Consider the following 24,372-nt stretch of genomic DNA (forward strand, 5'->3'; position numbering starts at 1 on the left):
TTTACGTTTCTGCGCGGCGAATGTTCCGTATCGTCAGTCGCGCAGCAGCTCGTTGATGCCGGTCTTTTCGCGCGTCTGCACGTCGACCGTCTTGACGATCACCGCGCAGGCGAGGCCGGGGCCGCCATCCTTGCCGGGCATGGTGCCGGGCACGACGACCGAAAAAGGCGGGATATGGCCGCGGATGACCTCGCCGGTGTCGCGGTAGACGATCTTGGTCGACTGGGTGATGAAGACCCCCATCGCCACGACGCTGCCTTCGCCGACGATCACGCCCTCGACGATCTCGCTGCGCGCGCCGATAAAGCAATTGTCGCCGATGATGGTCGGGTTGGCCTGCATCGGTTCGAGTACGCCGCCAATGCCGGCGCCTGCGGAGATATGGCAATTCTCACCGATCTGCGCGCAGCTGCCGATGCTGGCCCAGGTGTCGACCATCGTGCCCTTGCCGACATAGGCGCCGATGTTGACGAAGCTGGGCATCAGCACGCAGCCGGGCGCGATATAGGCGCCTTCGCGCGCCACCGCGCCGGGGACCACGCGGAAACCGGCTTTGCGAAAAGCGGCATCGTCCCAGCCGGCGAACTTGCTCGGCACCTTGTCGAACGCCGGATGGCCCGCGCTGCCGCCTTCCATCACGCGGTTGTCATTGAGCCGGAAGCTGAGCAGCACTGCCTTCTTGAGCCACTGGTTGACCGTCCAGCCGCCCTTGCCATCAGGCTCGGCCACGCGGCCGCTGCCGCTGTCGAGCATGTCCAGCGCCGCTTCCACCGCCTCGCGCACGTCCGCGCTTTGCGGCGTGACATTGGCGCGGTCTTCCCACGCAGCTTCGATGCGGCTTTCGAGGTCGGCGCTCATGCTGGTCTCCGTTTGCAATTCCGGAGCGTTCGTTAGCAGCGTCGGCGCGCTAGTCCATCCCTGCAGCCTGCGCGAACTGGTACGCTCGCTCGACCAGCGGCGCGACGCGTTCGGACATCGACTTGGCATGTGCGCTCGATGCGGTCCCGTCGATCACGCGCTTCTTGATGCCCTGCATGATCCCCGCCAGCCGGAAGAGATTATAGGCGAAGTACCAGTCCATCGGCGGGACAGGATAGCCGGTGCGCGCAACGTAGCGTTCGACTGCTTCATCCTTGGTGGGAATGCCCAGTGCCTCGAGGTCGAGCCCCTCCAGCCCCGCGCGCCCGTCATGCGGGTTGTGCCAGTTGAGCATGAGGTAGCTGAAGTCGGCGATCGGATCGCCCAGCGTCGACAGCTCCCAGTCGAGCACCGCGATCACGCGGTTCTCGGTCTTGTGGAAGATCATGTTGTCGAGCCGGTAGTCACCATGGACCACGCTCGATTCGTGCTGCGGCGGGATCGTCTGGGGGAGCCATTCGATCAGCCGTTCCATCTGCGGCATATGCTCGGTCTCGGACAGCTTGTACTGTTTCGACCAGCGGCTGATCTGGCGTGCGCAGTAATCGGTCGGCTTGCCGTAATCGCCCAGCCCGATCGCCTCGGGATCCTTCAGGTGCAGATCGGCAAAGGTGTCGATCATCGCATTGTAGATCGCGCGGCGTTCTGCGGGCGTGTTGTTGGGCAGCGAGCCGTTCCACAGCGACCGCCCGTCGGCGAGACCCATCACGAAGAACTTGCTGCCGATGACCCCGGGATCCTCGCACAGGCCATAGGTCTTGGGCACGGGGAAGCCGGTCGGACCGAGCGCGTGCATCGCCTTGTATTCGCGGTCCACCGCGTGCGCGCTGGGCAGCAATTTGCCGAAGGGCTGGCGGCGCAGCACGTAGCTGCGGTCCGGCGTGTCGATGCGATAGGTCGGGTTCGACTGACCACCCTTGAACTTGGTGTAGCTGATCGGGCCGGAAAAGCCGTCGACATTGGCTTCGAACCAGGCCGTGAGCGCAGCAAGGTCGAGCTGGTCGGCTTCGGGCACTGCGACCGTGCCGACCATCTCCTTGTCGAAATCGATAGGCTGGTCTTCCGCCATCAGTCGAACACCACCACGCTGCGGGCCGAGGTGCCCTGTTTCATCTTCTCGAAGCCTTCGTTGATCTTTTCGAGCGGGATGCGTTCGGCGATGATCGTGTCGAGATCGAGCAGCCCGCGCATGTAGAAATCGACCAAGCGCGGCAGGTCGACGGGGAAGTGGTTCATCCCCATGATCGCGCCCTGCAGCTTCTTGCCCGACAGCAGATCCATCGCGCCCAGCCCGACCTTGCAGTCGAGCGGCATCATGCCGAGGATCGTCGCGGTCCCGCCGCGGCGCAGCACCTTGACCGCGAGGTCGGCGGATGCCTGCCGGCCGACCGCCTCGATCGCGTGGTGCACGCCGCCGCCGGTGATCTTCATCACCTGTTCGACCGCATCGTCGGCCATGGCGTCGACCGTATGCGTCGCGCCCAGCACTTCGGCCAGCTGGCGCTTTTCCGTCAGGGGGTCGATCGCGATGACCTTGCCCGCACCGGCGATCTTGGCGGCATTGATCGTCGCCAGCCCCACGCCGCCGCAGCCAATGACCGCGACGGTTTCGCCGGGTACCACCGAACAGGCGTTGAAGATCGCGCCCGCCCCGGTGGTCACCGCGCATCCGATAATGGCCGCGCGGTCGAGCGGCATGTCCTTGTCGATCGCGACGCAGGCATGTTCGTGGATCAGCATCTGCTCGGCAAACGCTGATAGGTTGAGCATCTGCGCAACGGGCTCGCCGCCATTGCGCGTGATGCGCGGCGCGGCGGTCTGCGCCCGGCGGGTATCGCCGCCGAGGCACAAGGCCATCCGCCCGGTCACGCAGAATTCGCAATGGCCGCAGAAGGCGGACAGGCAGGAGACCACATGGTCACCCGGCTTGACCGTTTTCACCTCGCTGCCGACCGCGCGCACCACGCCCGCTGCCTCGTGGCCCGGAATGGCCGGCAGCGGGTGCGGATAGGCGCCGTCGATAAAATGCAGGTCCGAATGACACAGGCCGCAGGCCTTGGTGTCGATCAACACTTCGTGCGGTGCGGGATCGGCCAGCTCGACCTCACCGATGGTGAGGCCGCCGACCTGCTCGAGGATTGCCGCCTTCGCCATCAGCGCTTCGCTCCCATGTCGCCCGAGCTGAAATTGGCATTGCCCGCATTGGGGATTTTGCCGTCACGCAGCGCATTGGCGCTGGGGCCTTCCTCGGGCAGATGCTTGGCAAACTCCATCCGCGCGATCGAGCGGGCATGGACTTCGTCGGGGCCATCGGCCAGCCGCAGCGTACGCTGGTGGGCATAGGCATTGGCGAGACCGTAATCGTCGCTCACGCCGCCGCCGCCATGCGCCTGGATCGCATTGTCGATGATCCGCAGCGCCATGTTCGGCGCCTGCACCTTGATCATGGCGATTTCCTGCTTGGCGGCCTTGTTGCCGACCGTGTCCATCATGTCCGCGGCCTTGAGGCACAGCAGGCGGGTCATGTCGATATCGATGCGCGCCTGCGCCACGCGCTCTTCCCAGACCGAGTGCTTGTAGATCGGCTTGCCGAAGGCTTCGCGTTCCTGGAGGCGCTTGCACATCTTGTGCAGCGCTTCCTCGGCCACGCCGATGGTGCGCATGCAATGGTGGATACGGCCCGGCCCGAGGCGGCCCTGCGCGATCTCGAAGCCGCGGCCTTCGCCCAGCAGCATGTTGCTGGCGGGGACGCGCACGTCCTTGAGTTCGACTTCCATATGGCCGTGCGGCGCATCATCATAGCCGAACACGGGCAGGTGACGCAGCACGGTGACGCCCTCGGCATCGGTGGGCATCAGCAGCATCGACTGCGCGGCATGACGGCCGGCCGAGAAATCGGTCTTGCCCATCACGATGGCGACCTTGCAGCGCGGATCGCCCAGGCCCGAAGACCACCACTTGCGGCCGTTGATGACGTATTCGTCGCCGTCCCGCTCAATCCGGGTTTCGATGTTGGTGGCGTCCGAAGATGCGGTGAAGGGCTCGGTCATGAGGAAGGCGGAACGAATCTCGCCATTCATGATCGGGGTAAGCCATTTGTCCTTCTGTTCGCGCGTGCCGTAGCGGTGGAACACCTCCATGTTCCCGGTATCGGGCGCGGAGCAGTTGAACACTTCCGAAGCAAAGCCGATGCGGCCCATTTCCTCGGCGCACAGCGCATATTCGAGATTGGTCAGGCCGGGCCCTTCGAACTCGAAACTTTCCTCGACATGATGATGGCCGTCGTTGCGGGGCGGCATGAAGAGGTTCCAGATACCTTCCTTCTTGGCCTTGGCTTTCAGTTCCTCGACCACGGGAATGACCTTCCAGCGATCGCCTTCGGCGTCCTGCTGCTTGTAGGTCGGCACGGCGGGGCGGACGTGATCTTCGATGAAGTTCTTCACCCGGTCGCGCCAGTATGCTTGCCGTTCTGTCGGTTGGAAATCCATCGTCTGATCCTCTTCTCTCTCAAATCGGTTGCGCCATGAAACTGGCAGAAGGTTGTGGCCAAGCCAAGTCCCGGCTCGGGGGTCAGGGGGTTATCGTATGTCCATCGGGGTCGGCGCGGACTGCCTCGTCCAACGGGTCACGCTCCGCCGGATCGGGATCGCGCGACCGGCGCGCCGCCACCCGCGCTTCGTGCTGCTCGCGTGAAATCGGGAAGCGCGACAGCCAGAACGCCGCCACCAGTGCCAGCGCAGTGGCCACCAGCATGAACAGCCATACGAGCCGGGTCACGGTTTCGGGCGCGACCTCGGCCTGCGGCGTGCCGGGCGCCAGATCGATCGACTGCACGATCAGGCTGGTCAGCAGGATGCCGCCGCCGGTCGCGCATTTCTGCACCAGCCAGTTGCCGGCGTAGAACGTGCCTTCGGCGCGCTGCCCGGTGCGTTCCTCGAAGGCCTCGACGATTTCCGCGACCATCGAGGTGGCCGAGATGATCGAGACCACGCTGGCGGTATTGGCGCAGACCAGAAAGCCATAAAGCAGCGCGGTCGATGCGGTGGTGCCCGGCGTCGGCCAGGCTCCCGCGAGATAGAGCGCATAGGGGCCGCAATAGAAGACCAGCCCGACCAGCGCGCCGATTGCCGCCGATTTGGGCTTGCCCCAGCGCCGGTGCAGCGGGCCGACGATGACGAACATCAGCACCACCGAAAGGAACAGGGCGACCGGGTAAAGCTGGAAGGCAAGCTCGGAAAACTGCCAAACGTAGAGGTTCACATATTGCGTGATCGAAAAGGTCATGCCCTGCAGCACATAGGCCGCCAGCCCGCCCAGCGCGAAGATGACGAACGCCTTCTCGCGAAAGGCATCGAAAATCTCGGCAAAGGCCCCGCGGATCGAAAAGGGCGGCGGGCGGCGCGCGGGCAGCTGCGCCACGATATGGTGCTGCGCCGCTGCCGAGCCGATCACCGCCAGCGCCATCAGCGCCGCGCCGAACATGCCGTAGCTGGCATAGCCTTCGGGCTCTAGCTGCGAAGCGGGCGTGGGCAGGAAGACGGTGAACGCCAGCACCATCATCAGCAGCCCGCCGAGCCATCCCGACAGGAAGCGATAGCGGAACAGCGTGGTGCGATCGTCATAGTCGTCGGTGATTTCGGGGACGAGGCTGACCGAGGGGACTTCGCAAGCCGACAGCAGCAGCCGTACGCCCACCGCCAGCGCTACGATCTCCCAGAAGCCCGGGGTCCCGGTAAAGGGCGGCGACCACAGCACCGTCCACAATAGCGCGAGTGGCCATGGCGCGAGATAGAGCCACGGCAGCCGCCTGCCCCAGCGGGTATAGGTGCGGTCCGACAAATTCCCGATCAGCGGATCGACGATCGCGTCGATCAGCAGCGCCGTCGCCAGCGCGGCGCCGACCGTGCTGGCATCGACCCCCAGCACGAGATTGTAGAACGGCAGCAGGAAGAAGCTGAAACCGCTGTCCTTGACCCCGAAGGCCACCGCACCGAAGCCGTGGACCAGCTTGAGGCGCTGGGGGAGGGGGCCGGTAACGAAAGGCATCAGGCGGCGGGCTGCGCCGCCTTCTTCGCCTGTTCTTCCATGGCTTCCAGCGCCGCGAACAGCCGGGGCTCCTCGGGGTCCCAGCTGTGCCGGGGGCCGAGCGTGATCCCGCCGTCGACGATCAGCGATGCGCCGGTCATGAAACCGGCTTCCTCGCTGGCGAGGAAGGCCACCGCATTGGCGATATCGATCGCCTGGCCGCCGCGCGCCACCGGCTGCGCATTCGAAGACATCTGCGCGATCGCCGCCTTGGCCATGGTCTTCATCTCGCCGGTCATCTCGAGGCTCGAGGTGAAGATATTAGTGTTGATGAAGCCGGGCTGGACTGCATTCACGCGGATGCCGTGCTGCGCCAGGTCGGTGGCGGCGCATTTGGTCAGGTGCAGCACACCCGCCTTGGCCACCGCATAGGTGGTCGGTGAATAGCCCGGGCCGACTGCGGCCACGCTGGAAACATTGACGATGCTCGCACCCTTGCGGTGTTTCATATGCGGCACCGCATAGCGGATGCCCATCGCCACCGAGCGCAGCAGCAGGTCCATCGTCCGGTCCCACGCGTCGGGCTCGACCTCGTCGATTCCCTCGCGCGCACCGCCTGCACCGGCATTGTTGAACAGCGTGTCGATCCCGCCGGTTTCTTCCGCGGCACGGTCCATCAGCGCCTTGATCGCCGCCGGATCACACACGTCGCATTCGACGAAGCGGACGTCGCCCTCGCTATCGGCGGCGAGCTGCTGGCCGCCCGCGACATCGATATCGCTGGCGAAAACCACCGCGCCTTCGCCCGCGAACAAGGCAGTTGCCGCCGCGCCGATACCCGATGCCGCGCCGGTCACGACGACGGTCTTTCCCGAGAATCGCATCCCTACTCTCTCCCCGAATTTCTCCGCGTGCAGCTTAGGGCAGCGGCGCATCGCGTCAACGAATTCCGGCTGACGTTACGGAAATGCAGGCGGCGGCAACTGGCCTTGCATAGGCGGGGCGAATCACCCTAACGTAAGCGTCAACATACCGCTGTTTTGAAAAGAGAGGATTCGGCCAATGTCCGACAGCGCCCTTGAAGCCTTCCGCGCGGAAACGCGCGCATGGCTCGAAGCGAATTGCCCGCCCGAAATGCGCGAACCCGTCCGCGACGAGGACGATGTCTATTGGGGTGGCCGCAACGCGACCTTCAAGAACGATGCGCAGAAAGCGTGGTTCGAGGTCTGCCGCGACAAGGGCTATACCGTCCCCGCCTGGCCCAAGGATTATGGCGGCGCCGGGTTGTCGCCTGCCGAAGCCAAGGTGCTGCGCGAGGAAATGACCCGCATTGGCGCGCGTCCGCCGCTGTCGAGCTTCGGCATCTGGATGCTCGGCCCCGCGCTGCTGCATTTCGGCACCGAAGGCCAGAAGCAGCGCTTCCTCAATGAAATCGCGCGCGGCGAAATCCGCTGGTGCCAGGGCTATTCGGAACCCGGTTCGGGCTCGGACCTCGTCTCGCTGCAGACCTATGGCGAAGACAAGGGCGATCACTGGGTGGTCAACGGCCAGAAGGTGTGGACCTCCTATGCCGACAAGGCCGACTGGATCTTCTGCCTCGTCCGCACCGACAAGGACAACAAGTACCAGGGCATCACCTTCATGCTCTACGACATGGCGAGCGAAGGCGTGGCAACCAAGCCGATCCTGCTGATCAGCGGCAACAGCCCGTTCTGTGAAACCTTCTTCGACGATGTGAAGGTGCCCAAGAGCTACGGCGAAGACGTGCCCGCCCAGGTCGGCGAGGTGAACCGCGGCTGGGACGTGGCGAAATATCTGCTCGGCCACGAACGTGAGATGATCTCGGGCGCCGATGGCGGCAACACCGGAACCATCGGCGCCGCACTGGCGCGCGCCAATGGCGACATCGATCCGGTGCTGCGCGCCGAACTGGCGCAGTTCGACGTCGATGCGCTGGCCTATGGCGCGATGGGCGAGAAATTCCTCGACGAAATCAAGGTCGGCAAGGCGCACCCCGCGCAGCCGAACATGATGAAATACGCCGGGACCGAGCTGAACAAGCGCCGCCACGAACTGATGATGGCGGCAGGCGGTTCGACCGCGCTCGAATGGGACAGCGAGGAGACCGGCGGCGGCAAGCCATCGCGCAACTGGCTGCGCACCAAGGCGAACAGCATCGAGGGCGGCACGTCCGAAGTCATGCTCAACGTCATTTCCAAACGTATTCTCGACCTGCCGGGAGCCTGATCGATGCCTCTTTATTACGACGACGACCAGGCGATGCTGGCCGATTCCGCAAGCCAGTTCATGGCCGAGGAAGGATCGACCAAGAAGCAGCTGCGCCATTGGCGCGACCGCGACTGCAAGGATGGTTTCGGCCACGCGCTGTGGCAGCAGTTCGCCGAAATGGGGTTCACCGGCATGCTGGTGGACGAAGATGACGGCGGGCTCGGCATGGGCCAGGTCGAAGCCAATATCGTGCTCGAGGAAATCGGCCGCAATCTGACCCCTTCGCCTTTCATGGCCTCCTCCGTGCTCGCGGCCACTGCGCTGAAGCACGGCAGCAATGATATGAAGGGCCGCTGGCTGCCGCACCTCATCTCGGGCGAGAAGGTCTATTCGGTCGCGATCGACGAAGGCGCCAAGCACCGCCCCGAACGCATCGCCTGCAAGGCGGAAAAGTCGGGCAATGGCTTCAAGCTGTCGGGCAGGAAGGACTTCGTGGTCTATGGCGCCAGCAGCGAGATGATCGTCGTCGCCGCGCGCACCTCGGGCAGCGATAGCGACAAGGACGGCGTGACGCTGTTCGCCGTACCGCAGGATGCCACCGGGATGAGCCATGACAGCGTCCGGTTGGTCGACAGTTCGATGGCCAGCCATGTCACCTTCGACAATGTCGAGCTCGATGGCGATGCGGTGATCGGCGAGGTCGATGGTGGCCGCGCCGTGCTCGATGCCATGCTGGTGGCGGGCCGGGTCGGCTCGGCTGCGGAAGGCGTGGGCGTGGCCCGCAGCGCGATGGATATGACCGTCGATTACCTCAAGCAGCGCAAGCAGTTCGGTAAGGTGATCGGCGAATTCCAGGCGCTGCAGCACCGCGCTGCGCATCTCTATTCGGAAGTCGAGATTGCCCGTGCCGTTACCGTCAAGGCTGCGCAGCTGGTCGACGGGGGCAGCGAGAAAGCCGATCTGATGGCCTCGGTCGCCAAGGCCAAGGTGGCCAAGGTCGCCGGACTGGCGGTGCGCGAAGGCGTGCAGATGCATGGCGGCATCGGCATGACCGACGAATACGACATCGGCCTCTATATGAAGCGCGACCGCGCGCTGCAGGAATTCCTCGGCGACCAGTATTACCATGCCGGACGCGTCGCGGAGCTCAGCGGCTACTAGAACCAGGACCAGCACCAAACCCAGTCATTGCGAGCGGAGCGAAGCAATCCAGGAAGCGGCACGATGGATTGCCGCGTCGCCTGCGGCTCCTCGCAATGACTGAAGTGGGAGAGAATTGAATGAACCTAGAAGACCTGTTCAGCCTCGAGGGGCGCGTTGCGCTGGTGACTGGCGGCAGCCGCGGCATCGGCAAGATGATTGTCGAGGGCTTCCTCGCCGCGGGCATCGACCGCGTCTACATCAGCGCGCGCAAGATCAACGAGATCGAGGAAACCTGCGCCGAACTGGGCGACCGGGTGATCGGCATCCAGGGCGATCTGTCGACCATCGACGGGATCGAGGCGCTGGTGGAAGAACTGTCGGGCCGCGAAAGCAAGCTCGACATTCTCGTCAACAACGCCGGGGCTGCCTGGGGCGTCGATTATCTCGACTTCCCCGAAGCCGGCTGGGACAAGGTCATGGACCTCAACGTCAAGACGCCCTTCTTCCTCACGCAGAAGCTGCACAAGCTGCTGACGGCGGGGGCCAGCGCGGACAAGCCGGGCAAGGTGATCAACATCACCTCGATCGACGGCCAGCGCGTCAATCCGTGGGAAACCTACAGCTATCAGGCATCGAAGGCCGCGCTGATCCACCTCACCCGCCGGATGGCCGCGCGGCTGGTCAAGGATCACGTCTATGTCACCAGCCTGGCGCCGGGGGCCTTCCCGTCGAACATGAACCGCGCGGCGCGCGACCACGAAGACGCGAGCGCGGCGGGCATTCCGTCGAAGCGCGTGGGCGACAAGTTCGATATGGGGGGCACCGCGGTCTATCTCGCCAGCCGCGCGGGCGATTATACGATCGGCGAAACGCTGACGGTCGATGGCGGGATCGTCAACGCCCTGCTGCCGACCCACTTCGCCGAACCCAGCTAAGGCCGGGTCGGCGGGGGCGACCCGTCAGGCGCAGAGGATGCAATTGCGGCCCGCGGCCTTGGCTCGATAAAGCGCCTGGTCCGCCTGCCGCAGCGATGCCGCATTGGCCTCGGCCCCGCCGGTGGCCAGTGCGACGCCGCCCGAGAACGAGATCAGCCCCATCGGCTCGTCGGTCTCGCGCAGCTTGAATTCCTTGTCGGCCAATTCGCTGCGGGCGAAATCGAGCAGCTTGACCGCCGCGGCCGCTTCGCCGGACGGAATGACGACGATGAATTCCTCGCCGCCCCACCGGCCGACGAAATGCGGGCTGCAGGCGTCGTCCAGCGTATCCGCAACCAGCTTGATCACGCGGTCGCCGACATTGTGGCCATAGCGGTCGTTGACCGATTTGAAGTGGTCGATGTCGCACAGCGCGATGATCCGCGGTTCGCCTTTCGCCGCGAGTTCGCCGAGATAGCCGTCGATCGCCCGGCGATTGGCAAGGCCGGTCAATTCGTCGCGCTGGGCATCGTGGCGCGCCGCCTCGAGCTCCTCGCGCAGCGCCTTGACCTCGTCCATCGCCGCGGTCAGCCGGGTCTGCGTGTCGAGTGATTGCTCGATCATCCGCGCGACGATCGACAGCGTATTGCTGCTGTCGCCCGAAAATGCGCCCGCCTCTTCGCTCAGTTCACGCGCGAAGGCGCCGGTGGCATCGGCTGCCGAGGACGCGAGTTCGCCCAGTTTGATCGCCTGGTGCCGCAGATGCGCGGTCAGTTCGCCGTCATTGCGTTCCTGCGACCCGAATATCGCGATCCCGCCGTGGCGATCGAAAATCTCGTCCGCCTCGTCCTGCTTGATGCGGTAGCCTTCGGCGATGATCGCCTCGACCGCGCGGCCCATGGGCGAGCCCGCGTCGTTCAACGCGATATAGGCGAGCGTGTAATTCTGCGGGGAGGGCGGCAGCCGGTGGCGTTCGAGGAACGCCATCACCTTCGCCGCATGATCGGACTGCATCGGGGACATATCTATCCGGCCGCCTCGAACTCTTGCCAAAACCCTGCCCGCCTAACGGTTGGCGGCGTGAAAAGGGCCCAAAGATTGAACATGAGCATATACTGCGGGGTATCCCGGGCCCGTGTCAGGCCATCAGTTCGCGCACGAAGGGGATCAGCCCCGTCTGGCGCTGGCGCTTCATGCGTTCGGCGTCGAGGATTTCGCTGACTTTGTCGAAGCAGCTGTCGACATCCTCGTTGATCACTACGTAATCATAGGCGTCCCAGTGGCTGATCTCGGCGCGGGCGCGTTCCATGCGTGCGGCAATCACCTCTTCGGGATCGGTATTGCGGCTGCGCAAACGGCGTTCGAGTTCGGCGATGCTCGGCGGCAGGATGAACACCCGGACGACGTCCTGCTGATCCTTCTGGAACAGCTGCTGCGTGCCCTGCCAGTCGATGTCGAACAGGAAGTCCTGCCCTTCCTTCAAGGCATTGCGGATACGCCCCTTGGGCGTGCCATAGCGATGGCCGAAGACATGCGCCCATTCGTAGAAATCGTCTTCCTCGACCATGCGATCGAATTCGGCATCGTCGACGAAATAGTAATGCACCCCGTCCACTTCGCCCGCGCGCGGCGGGCGCGTGGTGACGCTGACCGAGAGCTTGATCTCGTCGTCGCTGCCGAGGAGCATGCGCGAAATGGTGGTCTTCCCCGCCCCGCTGGGCGAGGAAAGGATGAACATCAGCCCCCGGCGGGCAAGCGTAGCGGATTGCAGGGTGGATTCGGCCATGCGCGCTGTTGCCGCATCGGACGCCGCCAAATCAACCCCTGCGCGCAGTATCCTGTCAGATCTTGCTGTCGGAGGACGCCTGTTTGTGCAGCATGCGGTCACCCTTGCGGCGCGCCTGGCGCTTCGACTGGCTGCGATCGAACAGAACCTTCAGCGCGAGTCCGGTGGTCACCACCAATGCGCCGGGCACCGACTTGGTCGCGACCTTGGTCACGCCGTAGGCCGCCAGCGTGTGCACGAGGCTGCGGCTTTCGACCGCATCCTTGGCAAACTGCTTGCCATATTGCCGGCCCAGCACTGCCTTTTCGACTGCCATGCGCGACAGCCGGCCCGCGCTGCGCAGCAGGATGTCGTGGATGATCAGATTGGTCGCTGGATTGGTGCTCGGGCCCGGCACCGGATCGTCATGTGACGGCGACCGGTCGGTCACGCGTTCGAGCCCATCGCCGACCACATCGGTCAGATGGTTCGCTTTGTCTTCGTCGGTCAGTCCGAGTTTCGCCATGTCATGTCCCGCTCTACCGGGAAGACCCGGCGCTTACTTCTTGCGGCCGAAATCGACCGTGACGACATTGGAGCCGTCATCTGCCCCTTCAACGGCTTCGCCTACCGCCTGTTCCGTCCCGTCATTATCGGGATGTTCGGTCGGCGCGGGGGCCATGTCGGCGACGGTCGCCTGGAACTGCAGTCCGAAATCCACCGCCGGATCGACGAATTGCGTGATCGCGGCATAGGGAATGTCGAGTTCGGCGGGGACCTGGTTGAACGACAGGCCGACGGCGAAGCCGTCTTCGCGCACGTTCAAATTCCAGAACTTGTTCTGCAGCACGATGGTCATCTCGTCGGGGAACCGCTCGCGCAGGGCGGCCGGAATCGAGACGCCCGGGGCGTGGGTCTTGAAGGTAATGTAGAAATGATGCGCGCCGGGCAGTTCGCTGCCGCCCTGCTCGATTTCGCCCAGCACGCGCCCGACCACGGCGCGCAGGGCTTCCTGCACGATGGAATCATAAGGGATCAGGCTGTCGGGCGTATCGTCGCTCATGCCGCGCTAGGTGGAGTGGCATGCGGGCGGGGTCAAGCGGTTTAAGAACGCCTTTACCGTGTAAGTGGTGCATTATCTTGCGCCTCGCCGCGCGCGGCTCTAGCGCGGCGGCATGCGTACAGGCCGGATCGAGCGAAACACTGCGGAAACCAAGATCCTCGTCGAGATCGATCTCGACGGGACGGGATCATATCAGGTCGAGACCGGGATCGGCTTCCTCGACCACATGGTCGAACAGTTCGCCAAGCATTCGCTGATCGACGTCAGGATGAAGGTCGATGGCGACCTTCATATCGACCAGCATCACACCACGGAAGACAGCGCGCTGGCGCTGGGCCAGGCGCTCGCCGCCGCGCTCGGCGACAAGGGCGGGATCGCGCGTTACGGCAGCGCCTATTCGCCGATGGACGAAACGCTGGCCCGCGTCGCGCTCGATATTTCCGGGCGCCCCTATCTGGTCTGGAAAGCGGGCTTCAGCCAGGAAAAGCTGGGCGAATGGGACACCGAGCTGATCGAACACTGGTTCCATTCGGTCGCGCAGACCTGCGGGCTGACGCTGCATGTCGAACTGCTCTACGGCAGCAACAACCATCATATCTGCGAAGCGATCTACAAGGGTTTCGCCCGCGCGATGCGCGCGGCGGTCGAAGTCGATCCGCGCAAGGGCGGCGCAATCCCCAGCACCAAGGGGCAGCTCGGTGGGTGAAATCGTCGCGCTTGTCGATTACGGCGCGGGCAATCTGCATTCGGTTGAGAACGCGCTGCGCCGGGTCGGGGCGACCGTCAAGGTAACCGCCGATCCCGATGTGCTGCGCGCCGCCGACCGGATCGTGCTGCCGGGCGTCGGCTCGTTCAGGGCCTGCGCCGAGGGGCTGCGCGCCGAACACGGCGTGATCGAGGCCATGCGCGAGCGGGTCTTCGTCGGCGGGGCGCCGTTCCTCGGCATTTGCGTGGGCATGCAATTGCTCGCCACGCGCGGCCTCGAACATGGCGAGACACCCGGTCTCGGCTGGATCGACGGGGCGGTGCGCAAGATCGAACCGAGCGATATCAGCGTGAAGGTCCCGCATATGGGCTGGAACGACGTCGCCCCGATGCCGCATGCGCGCGGGCACGATGTGCTGGTTGGCGGCGAGGCCTATTTCCTGCATTCCTACCATTTCAAGGTGCGCCACCACGAAGACGTGCTGGCGATGACCGATCATGGCGGCGGGCTGGTCGCCGCGGTCGGGCGCGACAATGTCATGGGCGTGCAATTCCATCCCGAAAAGAGCCAGGCCTACGGGCTCGACCTGCTGAGCAAATTCCTCGAATGGAAGCCGTGATTTCGCTCATCTCGCCTCGCTGCCCCCCGGCCGAAGCCGCACTGGACACCAGACCATGATCGTATTTCCCGCCATCGACCTCAAGAACGGCCAGGTCGTCCGTCTTGCCGAAGGCGATATGGACCGCGCGACCGTCTATGGCGACGATCCGGCGGCGCAGGCCGTTCTGTTTGCCGAAGCGGGCGCAGACCATTTGCATGTGGTCGACCTTGACGGCTCTTTCGCGGGTTCGGCGCAGAATCGCGGCGCGGTGGAGGCGGTCGTCGCCGCCTTTCCCGGGCGCGTCCAGCTGGGCGGCGGCATCCGCACGCCCGCCGATGTCGAAGGCTGGTTCGCGGCGGGCATTGCGCGGATCGTCATCGGCACTGCGGCGCTCAAGCAACCGCAATTCGTCAAGGACATGGCGCGCGACTATCCCGAGGCGATCGTGGTCGCGGTCGACGCACGCGACGGCATGGTCGCGACCGATGGCTGGGCCGAAGTATCCGACGTTCCGATCGCCGACATGGCGCGCCGGTTCGAGGATGCGGGCGTCGCCAGCCTGCTATTCACCGACATCGGGCGCGACGGAATGCTCGAGGGCGTCAATATCGATGCCACGGTGGGGCTGGCGCGGCAGGTGGATATTCCGGTGATCGCCAGCGGCGGGGTCAAGGGCCTCACCGATATCGATACGCTCGCGCAATTCGCGAAGGATGGCATCGAGGGCGTGATCACCGGCCGGGCGCTCTATGACGGGCGGCTGGATCTGGCCGCTGCGCTACGCGTGGCGACGCGCGCATGACCGTCCGCATCCGTGTCATACCCTGTCTCGACGTCCGCGACGGGCGCGTCGTCAAGGGCGTGAACTTCGTCGATCTGCGCGATGCGGGCGACCCGGTCGAACAGGCGCAGGCCTATGATGCGGCGGGTGCCGACGAGCTCTGCTTCCTCGACATCTCCGCCAGCCACGAGGGGCGCGGGACGCTGCTCGACATGGTTCGCCGTACTGCCGAGGTCTGCTTCATGCCGCTGACCGTGGGCGGCGGGGTGCGCAGCGTCGAAGATGCGCGCGCGCTGCTGCTGGCCGGGGCGGACAAGGTCGCGGTCAACTCGGCCGCGGTGACGCGCCCCGAACTGGTGCGCGAGATCGCCGAGAAATTCGGCAGCCAGTGCGTCGTCGCCAGCGTCGATGCGCGCGCATCGACCAGCGGCGATGTGCGCGGCTGGGAGATCTACACGCATGGCGGGCGCAAGCCGACCGGGATCGACGCGGTCGAACACGCGATCCGGCTGGCCGAGCTCGGGGCCGGCGAACTGCTGGTTACCTCGATGGACGGCGACGGCACGAAGAACGGATATGATGTCGATCTGACCCGCGCGATTGCCGATGCCGTGTCGGTGCCGGTCATCGCCAGCGGGGGCGTCGGCCAGCTCGACCACCTCGTCGAAGGGGTGACGCGCGGCCATGCGAGCGCGGTCCTTGCCGCCTCGATCTTCCATTTCGGCGAACACACCGTGGCCGAAGCGCATGCCGCGCTGCGCGCCGCGGGGTTGCCCGCGCGCGGCTGACGCGGGCGTCCCTTCACGGGACAGGGCCAGCGCGGTTCATCCTGTGTAGCAGGGATCCGTGATATGGAGCATCCATGACCAGCCAGTTCATTTCACTGGCCGCGCTATTCGCGGATCTCGGCGGCCCCGCCGGTCTCTCCGCGCGGCTGGTCGAACCGAGCACGCTGACGCTGGTCGCGGTCGGGATTGCGGGCGTGCTGGTCGGCCGCTTCATGATCGGCTGCAACTGAGATTGACGCTGTGCGCAGGCGCCGTGCATAGCATGCCGCATGGACACGCTTTCCCGTCTCGCCCAGACCATCGCGCAACGCCGCGCGGCCGATCCGTCGCACAGCTATGTCGCCAGCCTCCATGCCAAGGGCTTGCCGCAGATCGCGCGCAAGCTGGGCGAGGAAGGCGTCGAGGCCGCCATTGCGACCCTGTCGGGCGATGACGGAGAACTGGTCGGCGAGGCGGCGGACATCCTCTTCCACCTGCTCGTCGCGCTGGATGCGCGCGACATCGAATTTGCCGACGTACTGGCCGAACTCGACCGGCGCGAGGGCGTGTCCGGGATCGACGAGAAAGCCAACAGGAGCGCATAATGCCGATCGACCCGACGCTGCCCTTCGATGACGACAATGTCTTCGCCAAGATCCTGCGCGGGGAAATCCCCTCGACCAAGGTCTATGAGGACGAGTGGGCCTATGCCTTCGAGGACATCAACCCGCAGGCCGAAGTGCACACGCTGGTCATTCCCAAGGGGCGTTATGTCAGCTGGGACGATTTCAGCGCCACCGCGAGCGCGGAAGAGATCGCGGGCTTCGTCCGCGCAGTCGGCCAGGTCGCGCGCGACAAGGGGCTGGTCGAACCCGGCTATCGGATGATGGCCAATATCGGCGCGCACGGCGGGCAGGAAGTGCCGCACCTGCATGTCCATATCTTCGGTGGTGAGCCGCTGGGGCCGATGATCGCCCGGCGATAGGGCGCGCGGGGCGCGACCGGCGCGGTCGGTTGGATACCTTCTGCGCACCCGAATAAGGTTGACCGAATCCCCGCCGCCCGTTAACGGCCCGCTTGATTTCGACGCGTCGGGACACCATTTCCGGCGCGCATTTATTTCCAGAGAGACATCATGAAGATCCGCAACAGCCTCAAGTCGCTCAAGGCCCGTCATCGCGATTGCCGCGTCATCCGTCGCCGCGGGCGCACCTATGTCATCAACAAGACCAACCGCCGCTTCAAGGCCCGCCAGGGCTAATTGGCGCGTCGCCCGCTGGGCGGCAGTCTTGCAGATCGGCCCGGCTCCGAGAGGAGTACGGGCCGTTCGCGTTTGAGGTGATGTGATGCAGGTTGAAGCCGTCGTATTCGATGTGGGCCGCGTGCTTTACCAATGGCAACTGGCGCATCTGTTCGAGAAGATCGTTTCCGATCCGGGCCGTCTCGCCAAGCTGCTCGACGAAGTGGTGACCGAGGAATGGCACTTCGAGGCCGATGCCGGGCGCGCGCTCGCCGACATGGTCCCCGAACGCATCGCGCTCTACCCCGACTTCGAAGCCGAGATCCGCGCCTATGCGGCGCGCTTCAACGAAACCATTCCGGGTCCTGTCCCGGGCAGCCATGCGCTGGTCGAGCGACTCGATGCGCGCGGCATGCCGCTATTCGCCATCACCAATTTCGGGGCCGAGTTCTGGGCGGGTTTTCGCCCCACCGCGCCGATCTTCGATCGCTTCGGCCATATTGTCGTCTCGGGCGAGGAAAAGCTGACCAAGCCCGACCCGGCGATCTTCGCGCTGGCGCAGGGCCGCTTCGGCAAGCCTGCTGAAGCCATGCTTTTCATCGACGACAACCCGGCCAATGTGGAGGCCGCCGCGGCCTGCGGCTGGCAGGTTCATCATTTCACGCAGGCTCCCGCGCTCGAGGCGGATCTCGCGAGTCGCGGGCTGATATGAAAAAGGCCCCGGCGATCGAATCGCCAGGGCCCGCAAGGTAGCCACCCGAAGGAGAGGGGTGGGATCGGATACGGATCAGCCGTTGCACTGCGCCAGCTTGTCGGCCTCGAGAACCTTGTCGTCCGCGGTGAACGCGGCGATTTCGCCATGTTCGCGCTGAAGTTCGCGGCACATGCGCAGCGGGCGCGAGCGGCCCTTCTGGGCGACGCAGGTCGTGCCCTGGCATATCCAGGCGACGCCGCCGGCCACGGTGGTGGTCCGTTCGGCAACCGGCTGCGCCAGTTCGACGGTGTAGAAAATGCCGTTGGAACGGGCTTCGGCAGCGGTCGGTGCGAGCAGCGCGCCGAAGGTGAGCGAAGTGTAGGCAAAGGCGGCGGCGATAACGCCGACATTGATCGACCGGGGGAGGGGGGAGGTCATGGGGAAGTCCTTCCTGATTGCAATTATATCAACAGGGCTTGTGATCCACGCAATTGAGTTTCATTTAGCAACCTGTTGTGGGAAGGCTGTCTAGTCGTATAGGTTGCGTAATGCAACCCACATATCTAAAAATTTGGCAAAAGCCGATTATTCGCTAGATAGGTTGCTGGAAAAGGACTGAATTTATGGGTGACATCCGCGAACCGCTCCGTGAACTGACCGAATGCGGCCTGCCGCAAGCACTCGAAGTCATGGGCGAGCGATGGTCATTCATGATCCTGCGCGCCAGCTTCAACGGCCTCCACCACTTCGAGGAATTCCTCAGCGAACTCGGGATCGCGCGCAACATCCTGTCCAACCGGCTGGCCAAGCTGGTCGAGCACGGGATCCTCAAACGCGATCCCTGCGCCGATGACAAGCGCAAGATCGAATATCGCCTGACCGACAAGGGGCTCGACCTGCTTCCCGCCATGGTCGCGCTGCGCCAATGGGGCCAGAAGTACGGCGCCGAAGTGGTCGAGAACCCGGTGCTGGTCGACGAACGCGACCGCCTGCCGATCGGCCCGACTGCTATTCTCAGCCATGACGGCCGCATTCTCGGTCCGGCCGATCTCCATTTGGTGGAACGCGCCAATCTCGGAATTCGCGCCGATGGTAGCAAGGCCGAAGCCGGCGCCGCGTTGAAGCGTGGCGGCGTGGTCGACATCGCCAGCGCCCGCAAGGCCAAGAGCGCGGCCTGAACGACTCGGTCGAGCGTACCGGCGACGGACGCTATATCATCGTTCGCGGCCGGTTGTGGCGCGCCAGCAATCCCGCCCTGCCCGAGGCCGAACGCCAGCGTCTGGTCGATCGGCTGATGGATGCCCGCCGCGCGGTGGCGGCCGCCAAACGCGCGCAGGATGCCGCTGCCGAAAGCGCAGCCCGCGCCCAGGTCGACGCTGCAAAATTTGCGCTGGGAGAGCGCGGGCCGGTGTGGTGGGACGACGGCGCGCCCGACTACAACCGCCATCTGATCAAGAACACGCCCTATGCGGAGGCAGCACCAGAAGCGGATTAATTGCGCAGCCGCCGCCGCGCCGCTTCGCCCGGATCGATCTCGTAGGAGATCCTGATTCGCACCCATTCGCCGACCATCGGGCGGCCCCCGCGCTGGGGCGGGCGGACCTTGAATTGCCACGCTGCCGCCAGCACCGCCTGGGCGATACCCGACCCCTGCGGCGATTCGCCCACCACGACGCAATCCTCGACGCGGAAATCGGCTACGGTACGGCAGTCGATCAGCCCCCAGCCGGGCCCCTGCGCGGTCGACAGATACCCGGCGAGCTCATCGTCGTAGGGCCGCCGATACCACCGCGCGGCATAAAGCGGTTCGCCGTTTGGCCCGCTACCCGCGATCCGCGGCGTGTCGCCGGGCGAGGAGGTGTCGGGCGGACCATAGGCCTGCGGCTTCTCGGCCGGCGCTGGCGGGGCCTGCCGGGGCACGCGTTCGAGCGAGAAATCATTGCGCAGGACCGGGCGCGGTACGGGCAGCGGCGGGGCGACTTGCGGGCGGGGCTCCACTGCCGCGTCCTCAGGCTGCGTTTGCGCGACCTGTGGCTGTGCCGCTTCGGGGATCTCCGCAGGCATGGGTGCGTCGGCGACCGCCTCCTCTTCGTCTTGCGACGATGTGGTGAAGGCGACCAGCGTATCGGTCATGGCGACCACCTCGCGCTTCACGCTGCCAAGCGAGAGCAGCACCAGCACCAGCAGGATCTCGACCGCCAGCGCGAGAGCGAGCGCGGGAATGCGCTGACGCCATTCGGGCGGCAGGTCGTCATACCGCTGCCGCAACCCGGCGATCGGGGAGGCGGGTTCGGTCACGGGAACAGGGTTTCTCGAAATCGCGGTGTCTCGCCGGTTACCGGCACGCGCCGGTCGCACATCTACGCCCCACATCTGCGCGCATGGGCGATTGCGCGCGCGCCTTCAAGCAAAGACTGCGGGCCGGTAACGATTGCCGCGCCCGCCCCACCGAACGCCGCAGTGGCACCGTGACGTCATTGTTAAAACGATCTCAACAAGTCGCTGTCACAAAGCACCATTGTAACGAATCCACCCAGCAGAGCCGGACCTGCCTTGTGATCGAAATCGAAGTTCAAAACGAGACGCACCAGGATGTGCACCGCATCAAGGTGATGAACGTGCCACGCATTGGCGAAGGTATTCGCCTGCGCGAGCCCAGCGGCCAGTGGGCGTCCTACGATATCCTCGACGTGTGGTACCAGCAGGCCGAATATGGTGAAGTCTGGGTGCCCTATATCCACGTCCGGATGACGCCCGACGAGATGAAGACCGCCGAAATGGCGCGCGTGAACCCCTTGGTCGACAAGGGGCAGCAGGTGCCGATCGAGGATTTCCTCAAGAAGTTCGAAGGCGACCACGAGCACGAAACGGTCAAGCTCAACCTCGACATGAGCGAGGACGTCTGAGGCTCAGGCGCGCGGCGGTTGCCGCCGATAGCTGAGCGCTTCGGCGACATGGATGCGCCCGACCTGCCCGGTCCCCGCCAGATCCGCAATCGTCCGCGCAACGCGCAACATCCGCGTATAGCTGCGCGCCGATAGCCGCATTGCGGTCGCGGCCTGCAACAACAGCTGCCGTCCGGCCTCGTCGGGTTCGGCGAATTCCTCCAGTGCGCTGCCCTCGAGCTCGGCATTGGTCCGCGCTGCGGTTGCCTCTGCGCGCGCCGACTGGCGCTGGCGTGCCGCCGCGACTCGCGCGGCTACGTCTGCGCTGCCCTCCGCGGGCGGGGGCAGCGCCAGATCGGCGGCGCTGACCGGATCCACCTCGACATGCAGGTCGATGCGGTCGAGCATGGGGCCCGAGACCTTGCCCTGGTAATCGGCGGCGCAGCGCGGGGCGCGGCTACACGCCAGCGCAGGGTCGCCCAGATGGCCGCAGCGGCACGGGTTCATCGCCGCGATCAGCTGGACATTGGCGGGAAAGGTGACGTGGGCATTGGCGCGCGCGACATCGACCTTGCCCGTTTCGAGCGGCTGGCGCAGCGAATCGAGCACCGCGCGCTGGAACTCCAGCATTTTAGCGCAGAGGGGACCAATAGGGCGTCCTTCCCATGAGGAGGGGTTTTCTAGGGGTAGGCGAGCCTACCCCTAGAAAATTTCGGACATCCGCCATCGCCCTCAGCGAAGCTTACGCTATTTTTGACGGCACGCGGTCACCGCGAGCCTACAGCCCGACCCGTGTTGCCGTCTTCGAAGGAGATGGTTTCATGGAAAAGGAAATTTCTACGGAAAGAGCTCGGCAGCTTTGGATCACAGCCATCATCGTATCAATGTTCGGGGTCTTTCTCATGTGGCCGCTCGACCAGGTCAGGGCTGCCACGGTGGAGCGGGTTCTCCCGCCATACGAAGTCCTCAATGAAGGAAAGCCCCGGCTCGTCACCGACTTTGTCGGAAATGGATCCGATGCGACCCTTTACCTCGATCCCGTGAATCTGGGATCCAGCCGCGGCATGCTCAATCAGCATGGGCTCCTCGCGTTGTTGTCCAGCACGGAGAGGAGCGAGGGTAATTACGCGCTCTTCGCTCCAGATTTCGGTGCCATCGAGAGCAAGAAAAGCAATGCCATCGAGAAGCAGGGAAAGATGGCGACCAGTCGTGCTGCCAAGATTCTCGATCATTATCCGCATGGGGACCGGACTGCCGGCTCTCACGTTCGCCGCCCAGTCTTCGATCAGGCTAATCCCGATCACCGCACATCGAGGGCGCATTCGCTCCTCAAACTCGGCGCGCTGAAGATTCTGAGCATCAGTAGCGACGGCGACCGCATCCACCGCAGCCTTCGTGCCGCGATGGACGTAGATGAGGGTGATTACGAGCAGCAGGATGCTCGCCAGCGTCAGCCACAGATTATACCAAGCCCAAAGCGCCGATTCTTTGGACCCCTGAGCGGCCTGCCATTGGGCGCACAGATCGCTATTGCGATACTCATCACCCTCTTCGCATGGCCTCTGTATCGGGTATTCCAATGGACGATCGATAAATCCTTGGCCACCGACGGTCCGTATGGCCTGGGCTTCACGGGTCTTGGATTCGTTATCGGCTACCTCTGGCTGGCCTCCGTCACCTACGCTTGGGCTAGCGCTTCCTACGGCATTCTCTGATGGAACAAGGCCTGTGGGCGGAGAGGCAGCCTCCAACGGGCAGGCCACGCAGACCGCCAGAATCGAAAACATCAGGAATTGTCGAATCAAATACATGCCGAGGCTGATGGCATCCGCATGGTCATGATCGCGTTAACGCTGATGATGCGTTAGCTTCTATTGCGAGGCTACGGAATGAAAGAAGGCAGGCCTCGCGGCTGTTGGAGTTCAGACCAAGGCTTGGGCCTGATATCATGCTTCCTCGGGGCGAACGGCTTCCGCGCCTTCCATTGTTTCCCGCCCGGCTGTCTGCGCTGAGCAGGCAGAGCGTCCCGTCCGAACAACGCGATGATGTCCTTCTGACTCATGCCTTCGGCCTCATCATCCGCAAGGTTCTCGTCCTCGATCAGCAGCGTCGCTTCAAGGTCAGGTTCTTCCGAAGTGATTTCCAGATGGCGCTGCCAGTATCCCTTCATCGTGCGGGAAACGGGATTGCCGAGCAGACCGATCAGGATCGACTGGAACCGCTCCCTCTGGGTATCCCTTCGCTTGTCTTCGCGCCACACGGCATCGCAGGCGTAGCCCCACAGGTAGTCGCCGGCGATATGATGGTGCGTTCCCATCTCCATCCGGTCCACGCGCGAGAAGTAGCTCTCCGCCTGGTTCGTGCAGATGCCCTTGTCGTAATAGCGCTGAGAATGGTTGACCTGGTCGATGTCGAAGGCCGCAGCCAGCGCGTCCCAGTGGCTGCCGTCGTCCGCATAGACCTTGGCGAACCGGTCGACGCTGTCCACGATGAAGGGACGTGAGTCGGCTTCGTGCGGCACGACCGTGCACACGCTCAGCCCCACCCGGTCCTTCGTGCTGCGTTCGCGGGCCACGACCACCGACATCTCCTTGCCGGTGATATTCCCGAGCTTGCGTCGGTCGATGCGTTCCGACTTCTCGTTCACCTGGTGATAGTAGCCGCCATAGGTCGAGCCATCGATCTCGACGATGCCCGAAAGCTGCCGGCCCAGCTGGTTCTTGATCTGCGCCTCGCGCATCTTGTGGGCAAGGACCCATGCGGTCTTGATCGCCATTTCGCCGTCAGCTCCCAGCTGGATCGACGAGATGCCCTTGGCGCCCGAGATGAACAACCTGATGGCCATCAGGATCGTCACGAAATCCTTCTTCCGGCTGTGGAGCAGGGTTCCGCTCGTGACGGAGAACTTCTTCCTGCACGGATTGCTCTTGCACCGAAACTGGCGCTTGTCCCCGGGTCGGGAATGGTCGCCCAGCGTCCATGCCTCTGAATCGCATTCAGGGCACTTGGGCACCCCGTCTTTCCATCGGGCCTGCAGAAAGATTTCATAGGCTTCCGCGTCACTCAGGCACGCGATCTTCCTGACCGGAAGGTCGCGATAGCGTGCCGAGAGGAGGAAGTTTTGAGCCAAGTATCACCGTCTGAGGATGTTCGCATCATCATATATGGTGTTGCCGTTCCGTTGTCGAGTCTAAATGTCATCAGATTCGATGTTCCGGAAATTGGAAAATGATGACGTCCACTTGGCATACGTGCCGATCCAATCCTACAAGGCAGCTTGCATGGAAAGGATCAGTGCGATGCCCATCGAAGAGAAAGCCTGGGAAGAGATGGTCAAGAACATACTGCGCGCCGAGATGATGCGCCGAGGGGTATCCTATGCCGGTCTCGCCGATCGGCTCAGCAATTACGGGATCGAGGACAACGAACTCAACCTGCGCAATAAGGTGAGCCGCGGTCGCTTCACCGCCGTCTTCTTCATGCAGTGCATGCAGGCCCTGGGCGTCGAAATCCTGCAGATACCGCATGCCATCGAGGAAGCCGCCAAAAAGGGCGGCGCACAGAAGCTGGCCAAGAAATCTAAGACACCTGAATCCTGAGCGCCAGGACCAGCAGCTGAGATAGGCGATGACCGCAGTAGA

Annotated in this window: 30 protein-coding genes and 1 pseudogene; 17 read left to right on the forward strand and 14 right to left on the reverse strand. The window is 64.2% G+C overall.

What is annotated here, in order from left to right:
- Positions 1–33: 33 nt before the first annotated feature.
- The 6 genes from dapD to V6B15_RS00840 form a co-directional block, all read right to left on the reverse strand.
- A complete protein-coding gene (dapD, locus tag V6B15_RS00815) occupies positions 34–858 on the reverse strand; it encodes a 2,3,4,5-tetrahydropyridine-2,6-dicarboxylate N-succinyltransferase (RefSeq protein WP_334199672.1) in 825 nt (274 codons plus the stop codon).
- A 49-nt stretch (positions 859–907) separates the two neighbouring features.
- On the reverse strand, positions 908–1,987 hold the full coding sequence (locus V6B15_RS00820; RefSeq protein ID WP_334199673.1) for a phosphotransferase family protein: 1,080 nt from the start codon (positions 1,985–1,987) through the stop codon (positions 908–910).
- On the reverse strand, positions 1,987–3,072 hold the full coding sequence (locus tag V6B15_RS00825; protein WP_334199674.1) for a Zn-dependent alcohol dehydrogenase: 1,086 nt from the start codon (positions 3,070–3,072) through the stop codon (positions 1,987–1,989). Before V6B15_RS00825 ends, V6B15_RS00820 begins: the two co-directional genes overlap by 1 nt.
- Positions 3,072–4,406 carry an acyl-CoA dehydrogenase family protein gene (locus tag V6B15_RS00830; RefSeq protein ID WP_334199675.1) on the reverse strand — a complete coding sequence of 445 codons (1,335 nt, stop codon included), beginning with the start codon at positions 4,404–4,406 and terminating at the stop codon, positions 3,072–3,074. Before V6B15_RS00830 ends, V6B15_RS00825 begins: the two co-directional genes overlap by 1 nt.
- An 82-nt stretch (positions 4,407–4,488) precedes the next feature.
- The gene (locus V6B15_RS00835; RefSeq protein WP_334199676.1) at positions 4,489–5,964 is read right to left on the reverse strand and encodes an MFS transporter; all 1,476 of its coding nucleotides are present in this window, start codon (positions 5,962–5,964) and stop codon (positions 4,489–4,491) included.
- Positions 5,964–6,827 carry an SDR family NAD(P)-dependent oxidoreductase gene (locus V6B15_RS00840; RefSeq protein ID WP_334199677.1) on the reverse strand — a complete coding sequence of 288 codons (864 nt, stop codon included), beginning with the start codon at positions 6,825–6,827 and terminating at the stop codon, positions 5,964–5,966. Before V6B15_RS00840 ends, V6B15_RS00835 begins: the two co-directional genes overlap by 1 nt.
- Before the next feature lie 178 nt (positions 6,828–7,005).
- Between V6B15_RS00840 and V6B15_RS00845 the strand changes: the two genes are divergently transcribed.
- The 3 genes from V6B15_RS00845 (at position 7,006) to V6B15_RS00855 (ending at position 10,250) form a co-directional block, all read left to right on the forward strand.
- Positions 7,006–8,190, forward strand: coding sequence for an acyl-CoA dehydrogenase family protein (locus V6B15_RS00845; RefSeq protein ID WP_320181594.1), 1,185 nt, complete (start codon positions 7,006–7,008; stop codon positions 8,188–8,190).
- Positions 8,191–8,193: 3 nt separating this feature from the next.
- Positions 8,194–9,333: an acyl-CoA dehydrogenase family protein gene (locus tag V6B15_RS00850; RefSeq protein WP_334199678.1), complete on the forward strand. Its 1,140-nt coding sequence runs from the start codon at positions 8,194–8,196 to the stop codon at positions 9,331–9,333.
- A gap of 119 nt (positions 9,334–9,452) precedes the next feature.
- Positions 9,453–10,250 carry an SDR family NAD(P)-dependent oxidoreductase gene (locus tag V6B15_RS00855; RefSeq protein ID WP_334199679.1) on the forward strand — a complete coding sequence of 266 codons (798 nt, stop codon included), beginning with the start codon at positions 9,453–9,455 and terminating at the stop codon, positions 10,248–10,250.
- A gap of 24 nt (positions 10,251–10,274) precedes the next feature.
- Here the strand turns inward: V6B15_RS00855 and V6B15_RS00860 are convergent, their stop codons facing one another.
- The 4 genes from V6B15_RS00860 to V6B15_RS00875 all read right to left on the reverse strand — a co-directional run bounded on the left by V6B15_RS00860 (position 10,275) and on the right by V6B15_RS00875 (position 13,057).
- Positions 10,275–11,243: a GGDEF domain-containing protein gene (locus V6B15_RS00860; RefSeq protein ID WP_320181597.1), complete on the reverse strand. Its 969-nt coding sequence runs from the start codon at positions 11,241–11,243 to the stop codon at positions 10,275–10,277.
- A gap of 124 nt (positions 11,244–11,367) precedes the next feature.
- A complete protein-coding gene (gmk, locus tag V6B15_RS00865) occupies positions 11,368–12,015 on the reverse strand; it encodes a guanylate kinase (RefSeq protein ID WP_320181598.1) in 648 nt (215 codons plus the stop codon).
- Positions 12,016–12,070: 55 nt separating this feature from the next.
- Positions 12,071–12,520, reverse strand: a complete 450-nt coding sequence (locus V6B15_RS00870; protein ID WP_334199680.1) for a hypothetical protein — start codon at positions 12,518–12,520, stop codon at positions 12,071–12,073.
- Between the two features lie 33 nt (positions 12,521–12,553).
- Positions 12,554–13,057: an SspB family protein gene (locus tag V6B15_RS00875; protein ID WP_253522039.1), complete on the reverse strand. Its 504-nt coding sequence runs from the start codon at positions 13,055–13,057 to the stop codon at positions 12,554–12,556.
- A 112-nt stretch (positions 13,058–13,169) separates the two neighbouring features.
- Between V6B15_RS00875 and hisB the strand changes: the two genes are divergently transcribed.
- The 9 genes from hisB to V6B15_RS00920 all read left to right on the forward strand — a co-directional run bounded on the left by hisB (position 13,170) and on the right by V6B15_RS00920 (position 17,864).
- Positions 13,170–13,763: an imidazoleglycerol-phosphate dehydratase HisB gene (gene hisB / locus V6B15_RS00880; protein ID WP_334199681.1), complete on the forward strand. Its 594-nt coding sequence runs from the start codon at positions 13,170–13,172 to the stop codon at positions 13,761–13,763.
- Positions 13,756–14,382: an imidazole glycerol phosphate synthase subunit HisH gene (hisH, locus tag V6B15_RS00885; RefSeq protein WP_334199682.1), complete on the forward strand. Its 627-nt coding sequence runs from the start codon at positions 13,756–13,758 to the stop codon at positions 14,380–14,382. Before hisB ends, hisH begins: the two co-directional genes overlap by 8 nt.
- Positions 14,383–14,437: 55 nt before the next feature.
- Positions 14,438–15,166, forward strand: a complete 729-nt coding sequence (hisA, locus tag V6B15_RS00890; RefSeq protein ID WP_334199683.1) for a 1-(5-phosphoribosyl)-5-[(5-phosphoribosylamino)methylideneamino]imidazole-4-carboxamide isomerase — start codon at positions 14,438–14,440, stop codon at positions 15,164–15,166.
- A complete protein-coding gene (gene hisF, locus V6B15_RS00895) occupies positions 15,163–15,933 on the forward strand; it encodes an imidazole glycerol phosphate synthase subunit HisF (protein ID WP_334199684.1) in 771 nt (256 codons plus the stop codon). Before hisA ends, hisF begins: the two co-directional genes overlap by 4 nt.
- Positions 15,934–16,007: 74 nt before the next feature.
- Entirely contained in the window at positions 16,008–16,163 is a 156-nt protein-coding gene (locus tag V6B15_RS00900; protein WP_334199685.1) for a hypothetical protein, read from the forward strand.
- 39 nt (positions 16,164–16,202) lie between these two features.
- Positions 16,203–16,517, forward strand: a complete 315-nt coding sequence (locus V6B15_RS00905) for a phosphoribosyl-ATP diphosphatase (RefSeq protein WP_334199686.1) — start codon at positions 16,203–16,205, stop codon at positions 16,515–16,517.
- Positions 16,517–16,897, forward strand: a complete 381-nt coding sequence (locus tag V6B15_RS00910; protein WP_334199687.1) for a histidine triad nucleotide-binding protein — start codon at positions 16,517–16,519, stop codon at positions 16,895–16,897. The genes V6B15_RS00905 and V6B15_RS00910 overlap by 1 nt, the downstream gene beginning before the upstream one ends.
- A 150-nt stretch (positions 16,898–17,047) precedes the next feature.
- A complete protein-coding gene (gene ykgO, locus V6B15_RS00915) occupies positions 17,048–17,173 on the forward strand; it encodes a type B 50S ribosomal protein L36 (protein ID WP_118857849.1) in 126 nt (41 codons plus the stop codon).
- Positions 17,174–17,258: 85 nt separating this feature from the next.
- Positions 17,259–17,864, forward strand: a complete 606-nt coding sequence (locus tag V6B15_RS00920; RefSeq protein WP_334199688.1) for an HAD family hydrolase — start codon at positions 17,259–17,261, stop codon at positions 17,862–17,864.
- 75 nt (positions 17,865–17,939) lie between these two features.
- Here V6B15_RS00920 and V6B15_RS00925 read toward each other — a convergent pair whose 3' ends face one another.
- Complete coding sequence (locus tag V6B15_RS00925) at positions 17,940–18,284, reverse strand: CC_3452 family protein (protein ID WP_253522056.1); 345 nt, start codon at positions 18,282–18,284, stop codon at positions 17,940–17,942.
- Positions 18,285–18,469: 185 nt separating this feature from the next.
- Between V6B15_RS00925 and V6B15_RS00930 the strand changes: the two genes are divergently transcribed.
- The gene (locus tag V6B15_RS00930; protein WP_253522057.1) at positions 18,470–19,024 is read left to right on the forward strand and encodes a winged helix-turn-helix transcriptional regulator; all 555 of its coding nucleotides are present in this window, start codon (positions 18,470–18,472) and stop codon (positions 19,022–19,024) included.
- A gap of 53 nt (positions 19,025–19,077) precedes the next feature.
- Positions 19,078–19,341: a hypothetical protein gene (locus V6B15_RS00935; protein WP_334199689.1), complete on the forward strand. Its 264-nt coding sequence runs from the start codon at positions 19,078–19,080 to the stop codon at positions 19,339–19,341.
- Here V6B15_RS00935 and V6B15_RS00940 read toward each other — a convergent pair.
- Entirely contained in the window at positions 19,338–20,144 is an 807-nt protein-coding gene (locus V6B15_RS00940; protein WP_334199690.1) for a hypothetical protein, read from the reverse strand. The genes V6B15_RS00935 and V6B15_RS00940 overlap by 4 nt on opposite strands.
- A 257-nt stretch (positions 20,145–20,401) precedes the next feature.
- On the opposite strand from V6B15_RS00940, the gene V6B15_RS00945 reads away from it, so the two are divergent.
- Positions 20,402–20,752: a hypothetical protein gene (locus V6B15_RS00945; protein ID WP_253522059.1), complete on the forward strand. Its 351-nt coding sequence runs from the start codon at positions 20,402–20,404 to the stop codon at positions 20,750–20,752.
- A 3-nt stretch (positions 20,753–20,755) separates the two neighbouring features.
- Here V6B15_RS00945 and V6B15_RS00950 read toward each other — a convergent pair.
- Positions 20,756–21,355: pseudogene (locus V6B15_RS00950) on the reverse strand (ATP-binding protein); the annotation flags it as partial.
- Positions 21,356–21,552: 197 nt separating this feature from the next.
- On the opposite strand from V6B15_RS00950, the gene V6B15_RS00955 reads away from it, so the two are divergent.
- Positions 21,553–22,446, forward strand: coding sequence for a hypothetical protein (locus tag V6B15_RS00955; RefSeq protein ID WP_334199691.1), 894 nt, complete (start codon positions 21,553–21,555; stop codon positions 22,444–22,446).
- Positions 22,447–22,613: 167 nt separating this feature from the next.
- On the opposite strand, the gene V6B15_RS00960 is transcribed toward V6B15_RS00955, so the two are convergent.
- A complete protein-coding gene (locus V6B15_RS00960; RefSeq protein ID WP_334199692.1) occupies positions 22,614–23,861 on the reverse strand; it encodes an IS1595 family transposase in 1,248 nt (415 codons plus the stop codon).
- A 64-nt stretch (positions 23,862–23,925) separates the two neighbouring features.
- Between V6B15_RS00960 and V6B15_RS00965 the strand changes: the two genes are divergently transcribed.
- Positions 23,926–24,330, forward strand: a complete 405-nt coding sequence (locus V6B15_RS00965) for a DUF6471 domain-containing protein (RefSeq protein ID WP_334199693.1) — start codon at positions 23,926–23,928, stop codon at positions 24,328–24,330.
- Positions 24,331–24,372 lie beyond the last annotated feature (42 nt).

Source organism: Qipengyuania sp. Mu-71, assembly GCF_036867055.1.
In the GTDB taxonomy this organism is placed as follows: domain Bacteria; phylum Pseudomonadota; class Alphaproteobacteria; order Sphingomonadales; family Sphingomonadaceae; genus Qipengyuania; species Qipengyuania profunda.

What these genes read in the sequence shown, in the direction of transcription:
- V6B15_RS00965 (WP_334199693.1), top strand. Translation starts at nt 23,926, where the DNA reads ATGTCATCAGATTCGATGTTCCGGAAATTGGAAAATGATGACGTCCAC.
- V6B15_RS00825 (WP_334199674.1), bottom strand. Translation starts at nt 3,072, where the DNA reads ATGGCGAAGGCGGCAATCCTCGAGCAGGTCGGCGGCCTCACCATCGGT.
- V6B15_RS00835 (WP_334199676.1), bottom strand. Translation starts at nt 5,964, where the DNA reads ATGCCTTTCGTTACCGGCCCCCTCCCCCAGCGCCTCAAGCTGGTCCAC.
- hisF (WP_334199684.1), top strand. Translation starts at nt 15,163, where the DNA reads ATGACCGTCCGCATCCGTGTCATACCCTGTCTCGACGTCCGCGACGGG.
- V6B15_RS00910 (WP_334199687.1), top strand. Translation starts at nt 16,517, where the DNA reads ATGCCGATCGACCCGACGCTGCCCTTCGATGACGACAATGTCTTCGCC.
- V6B15_RS00840 (WP_334199677.1), bottom strand. Translation starts at nt 6,827, where the DNA reads ATGCGATTCTCGGGAAAGACCGTCGTCGTGACCGGCGCGGCATCGGGT.
- V6B15_RS00905 (WP_334199686.1), top strand. Translation starts at nt 16,203, where the DNA reads ATGGACACGCTTTCCCGTCTCGCCCAGACCATCGCGCAACGCCGCGCG.
- V6B15_RS00900 (WP_334199685.1), top strand. Translation starts at nt 16,008, where the DNA reads ATGACCAGCCAGTTCATTTCACTGGCCGCGCTATTCGCGGATCTCGGC.
- V6B15_RS00875 (WP_253522039.1), bottom strand. Translation starts at nt 13,057, where the DNA reads ATGAGCGACGATACGCCCGACAGCCTGATCCCTTATGATTCCATCGTG.
- V6B15_RS00870 (WP_334199680.1), bottom strand. Translation starts at nt 12,520, where the DNA reads ATGGCGAAACTCGGACTGACCGACGAAGACAAAGCGAACCATCTGACC.
- V6B15_RS00830 (WP_334199675.1), bottom strand. Translation starts at nt 4,406, where the DNA reads ATGGATTTCCAACCGACAGAACGGCAAGCATACTGGCGCGACCGGGTG.
- V6B15_RS00820 (WP_334199673.1), bottom strand. Translation starts at nt 1,987, where the DNA reads ATGGCGGAAGACCAGCCTATCGATTTCGACAAGGAGATGGTCGGCACG.
- V6B15_RS00925 (WP_253522056.1), bottom strand. Translation starts at nt 18,284, where the DNA reads ATGACCTCCCCCCTCCCCCGGTCGATCAATGTCGGCGTTATCGCCGCC.
- V6B15_RS00855 (WP_334199679.1), top strand. Translation starts at nt 9,453, where the DNA reads ATGAACCTAGAAGACCTGTTCAGCCTCGAGGGGCGCGTTGCGCTGGTG.
- gmk (WP_320181598.1), bottom strand. Translation starts at nt 12,015, where the DNA reads ATGGCCGAATCCACCCTGCAATCCGCTACGCTTGCCCGCCGGGGGCTG.
- hisB (WP_334199681.1), top strand. Translation starts at nt 13,170, where the DNA reads ATGCGTACAGGCCGGATCGAGCGAAACACTGCGGAAACCAAGATCCTC.
- V6B15_RS00850 (WP_334199678.1), top strand. Translation starts at nt 8,194, where the DNA reads ATGCCTCTTTATTACGACGACGACCAGGCGATGCTGGCCGATTCCGCA.
- V6B15_RS00920 (WP_334199688.1), top strand. Translation starts at nt 17,259, where the DNA reads ATGCAGGTTGAAGCCGTCGTATTCGATGTGGGCCGCGTGCTTTACCAA.
- V6B15_RS00955 (WP_334199691.1), top strand. Translation starts at nt 21,553, where the DNA reads ATGGAAAAGGAAATTTCTACGGAAAGAGCTCGGCAGCTTTGGATCACA.
- V6B15_RS00845 (WP_320181594.1), top strand. Translation starts at nt 7,006, where the DNA reads ATGTCCGACAGCGCCCTTGAAGCCTTCCGCGCGGAAACGCGCGCATGG.
- ykgO (WP_118857849.1), top strand. Translation starts at nt 17,048, where the DNA reads ATGAAGATCCGCAACAGCCTCAAGTCGCTCAAGGCCCGTCATCGCGAT.
- dapD (WP_334199672.1), bottom strand. Translation starts at nt 858, where the DNA reads ATGAGCGCCGACCTCGAAAGCCGCATCGAAGCTGCGTGGGAAGACCGC.
- hisA (WP_334199683.1), top strand. Translation starts at nt 14,438, where the DNA reads ATGATCGTATTTCCCGCCATCGACCTCAAGAACGGCCAGGTCGTCCGT.
- V6B15_RS00860 (WP_320181597.1), bottom strand. Translation starts at nt 11,243, where the DNA reads ATGCAGTCCGATCATGCGGCGAAGGTGATGGCGTTCCTCGAACGCCAC.
- V6B15_RS00930 (WP_253522057.1), top strand. Translation starts at nt 18,470, where the DNA reads ATGGGTGACATCCGCGAACCGCTCCGTGAACTGACCGAATGCGGCCTG.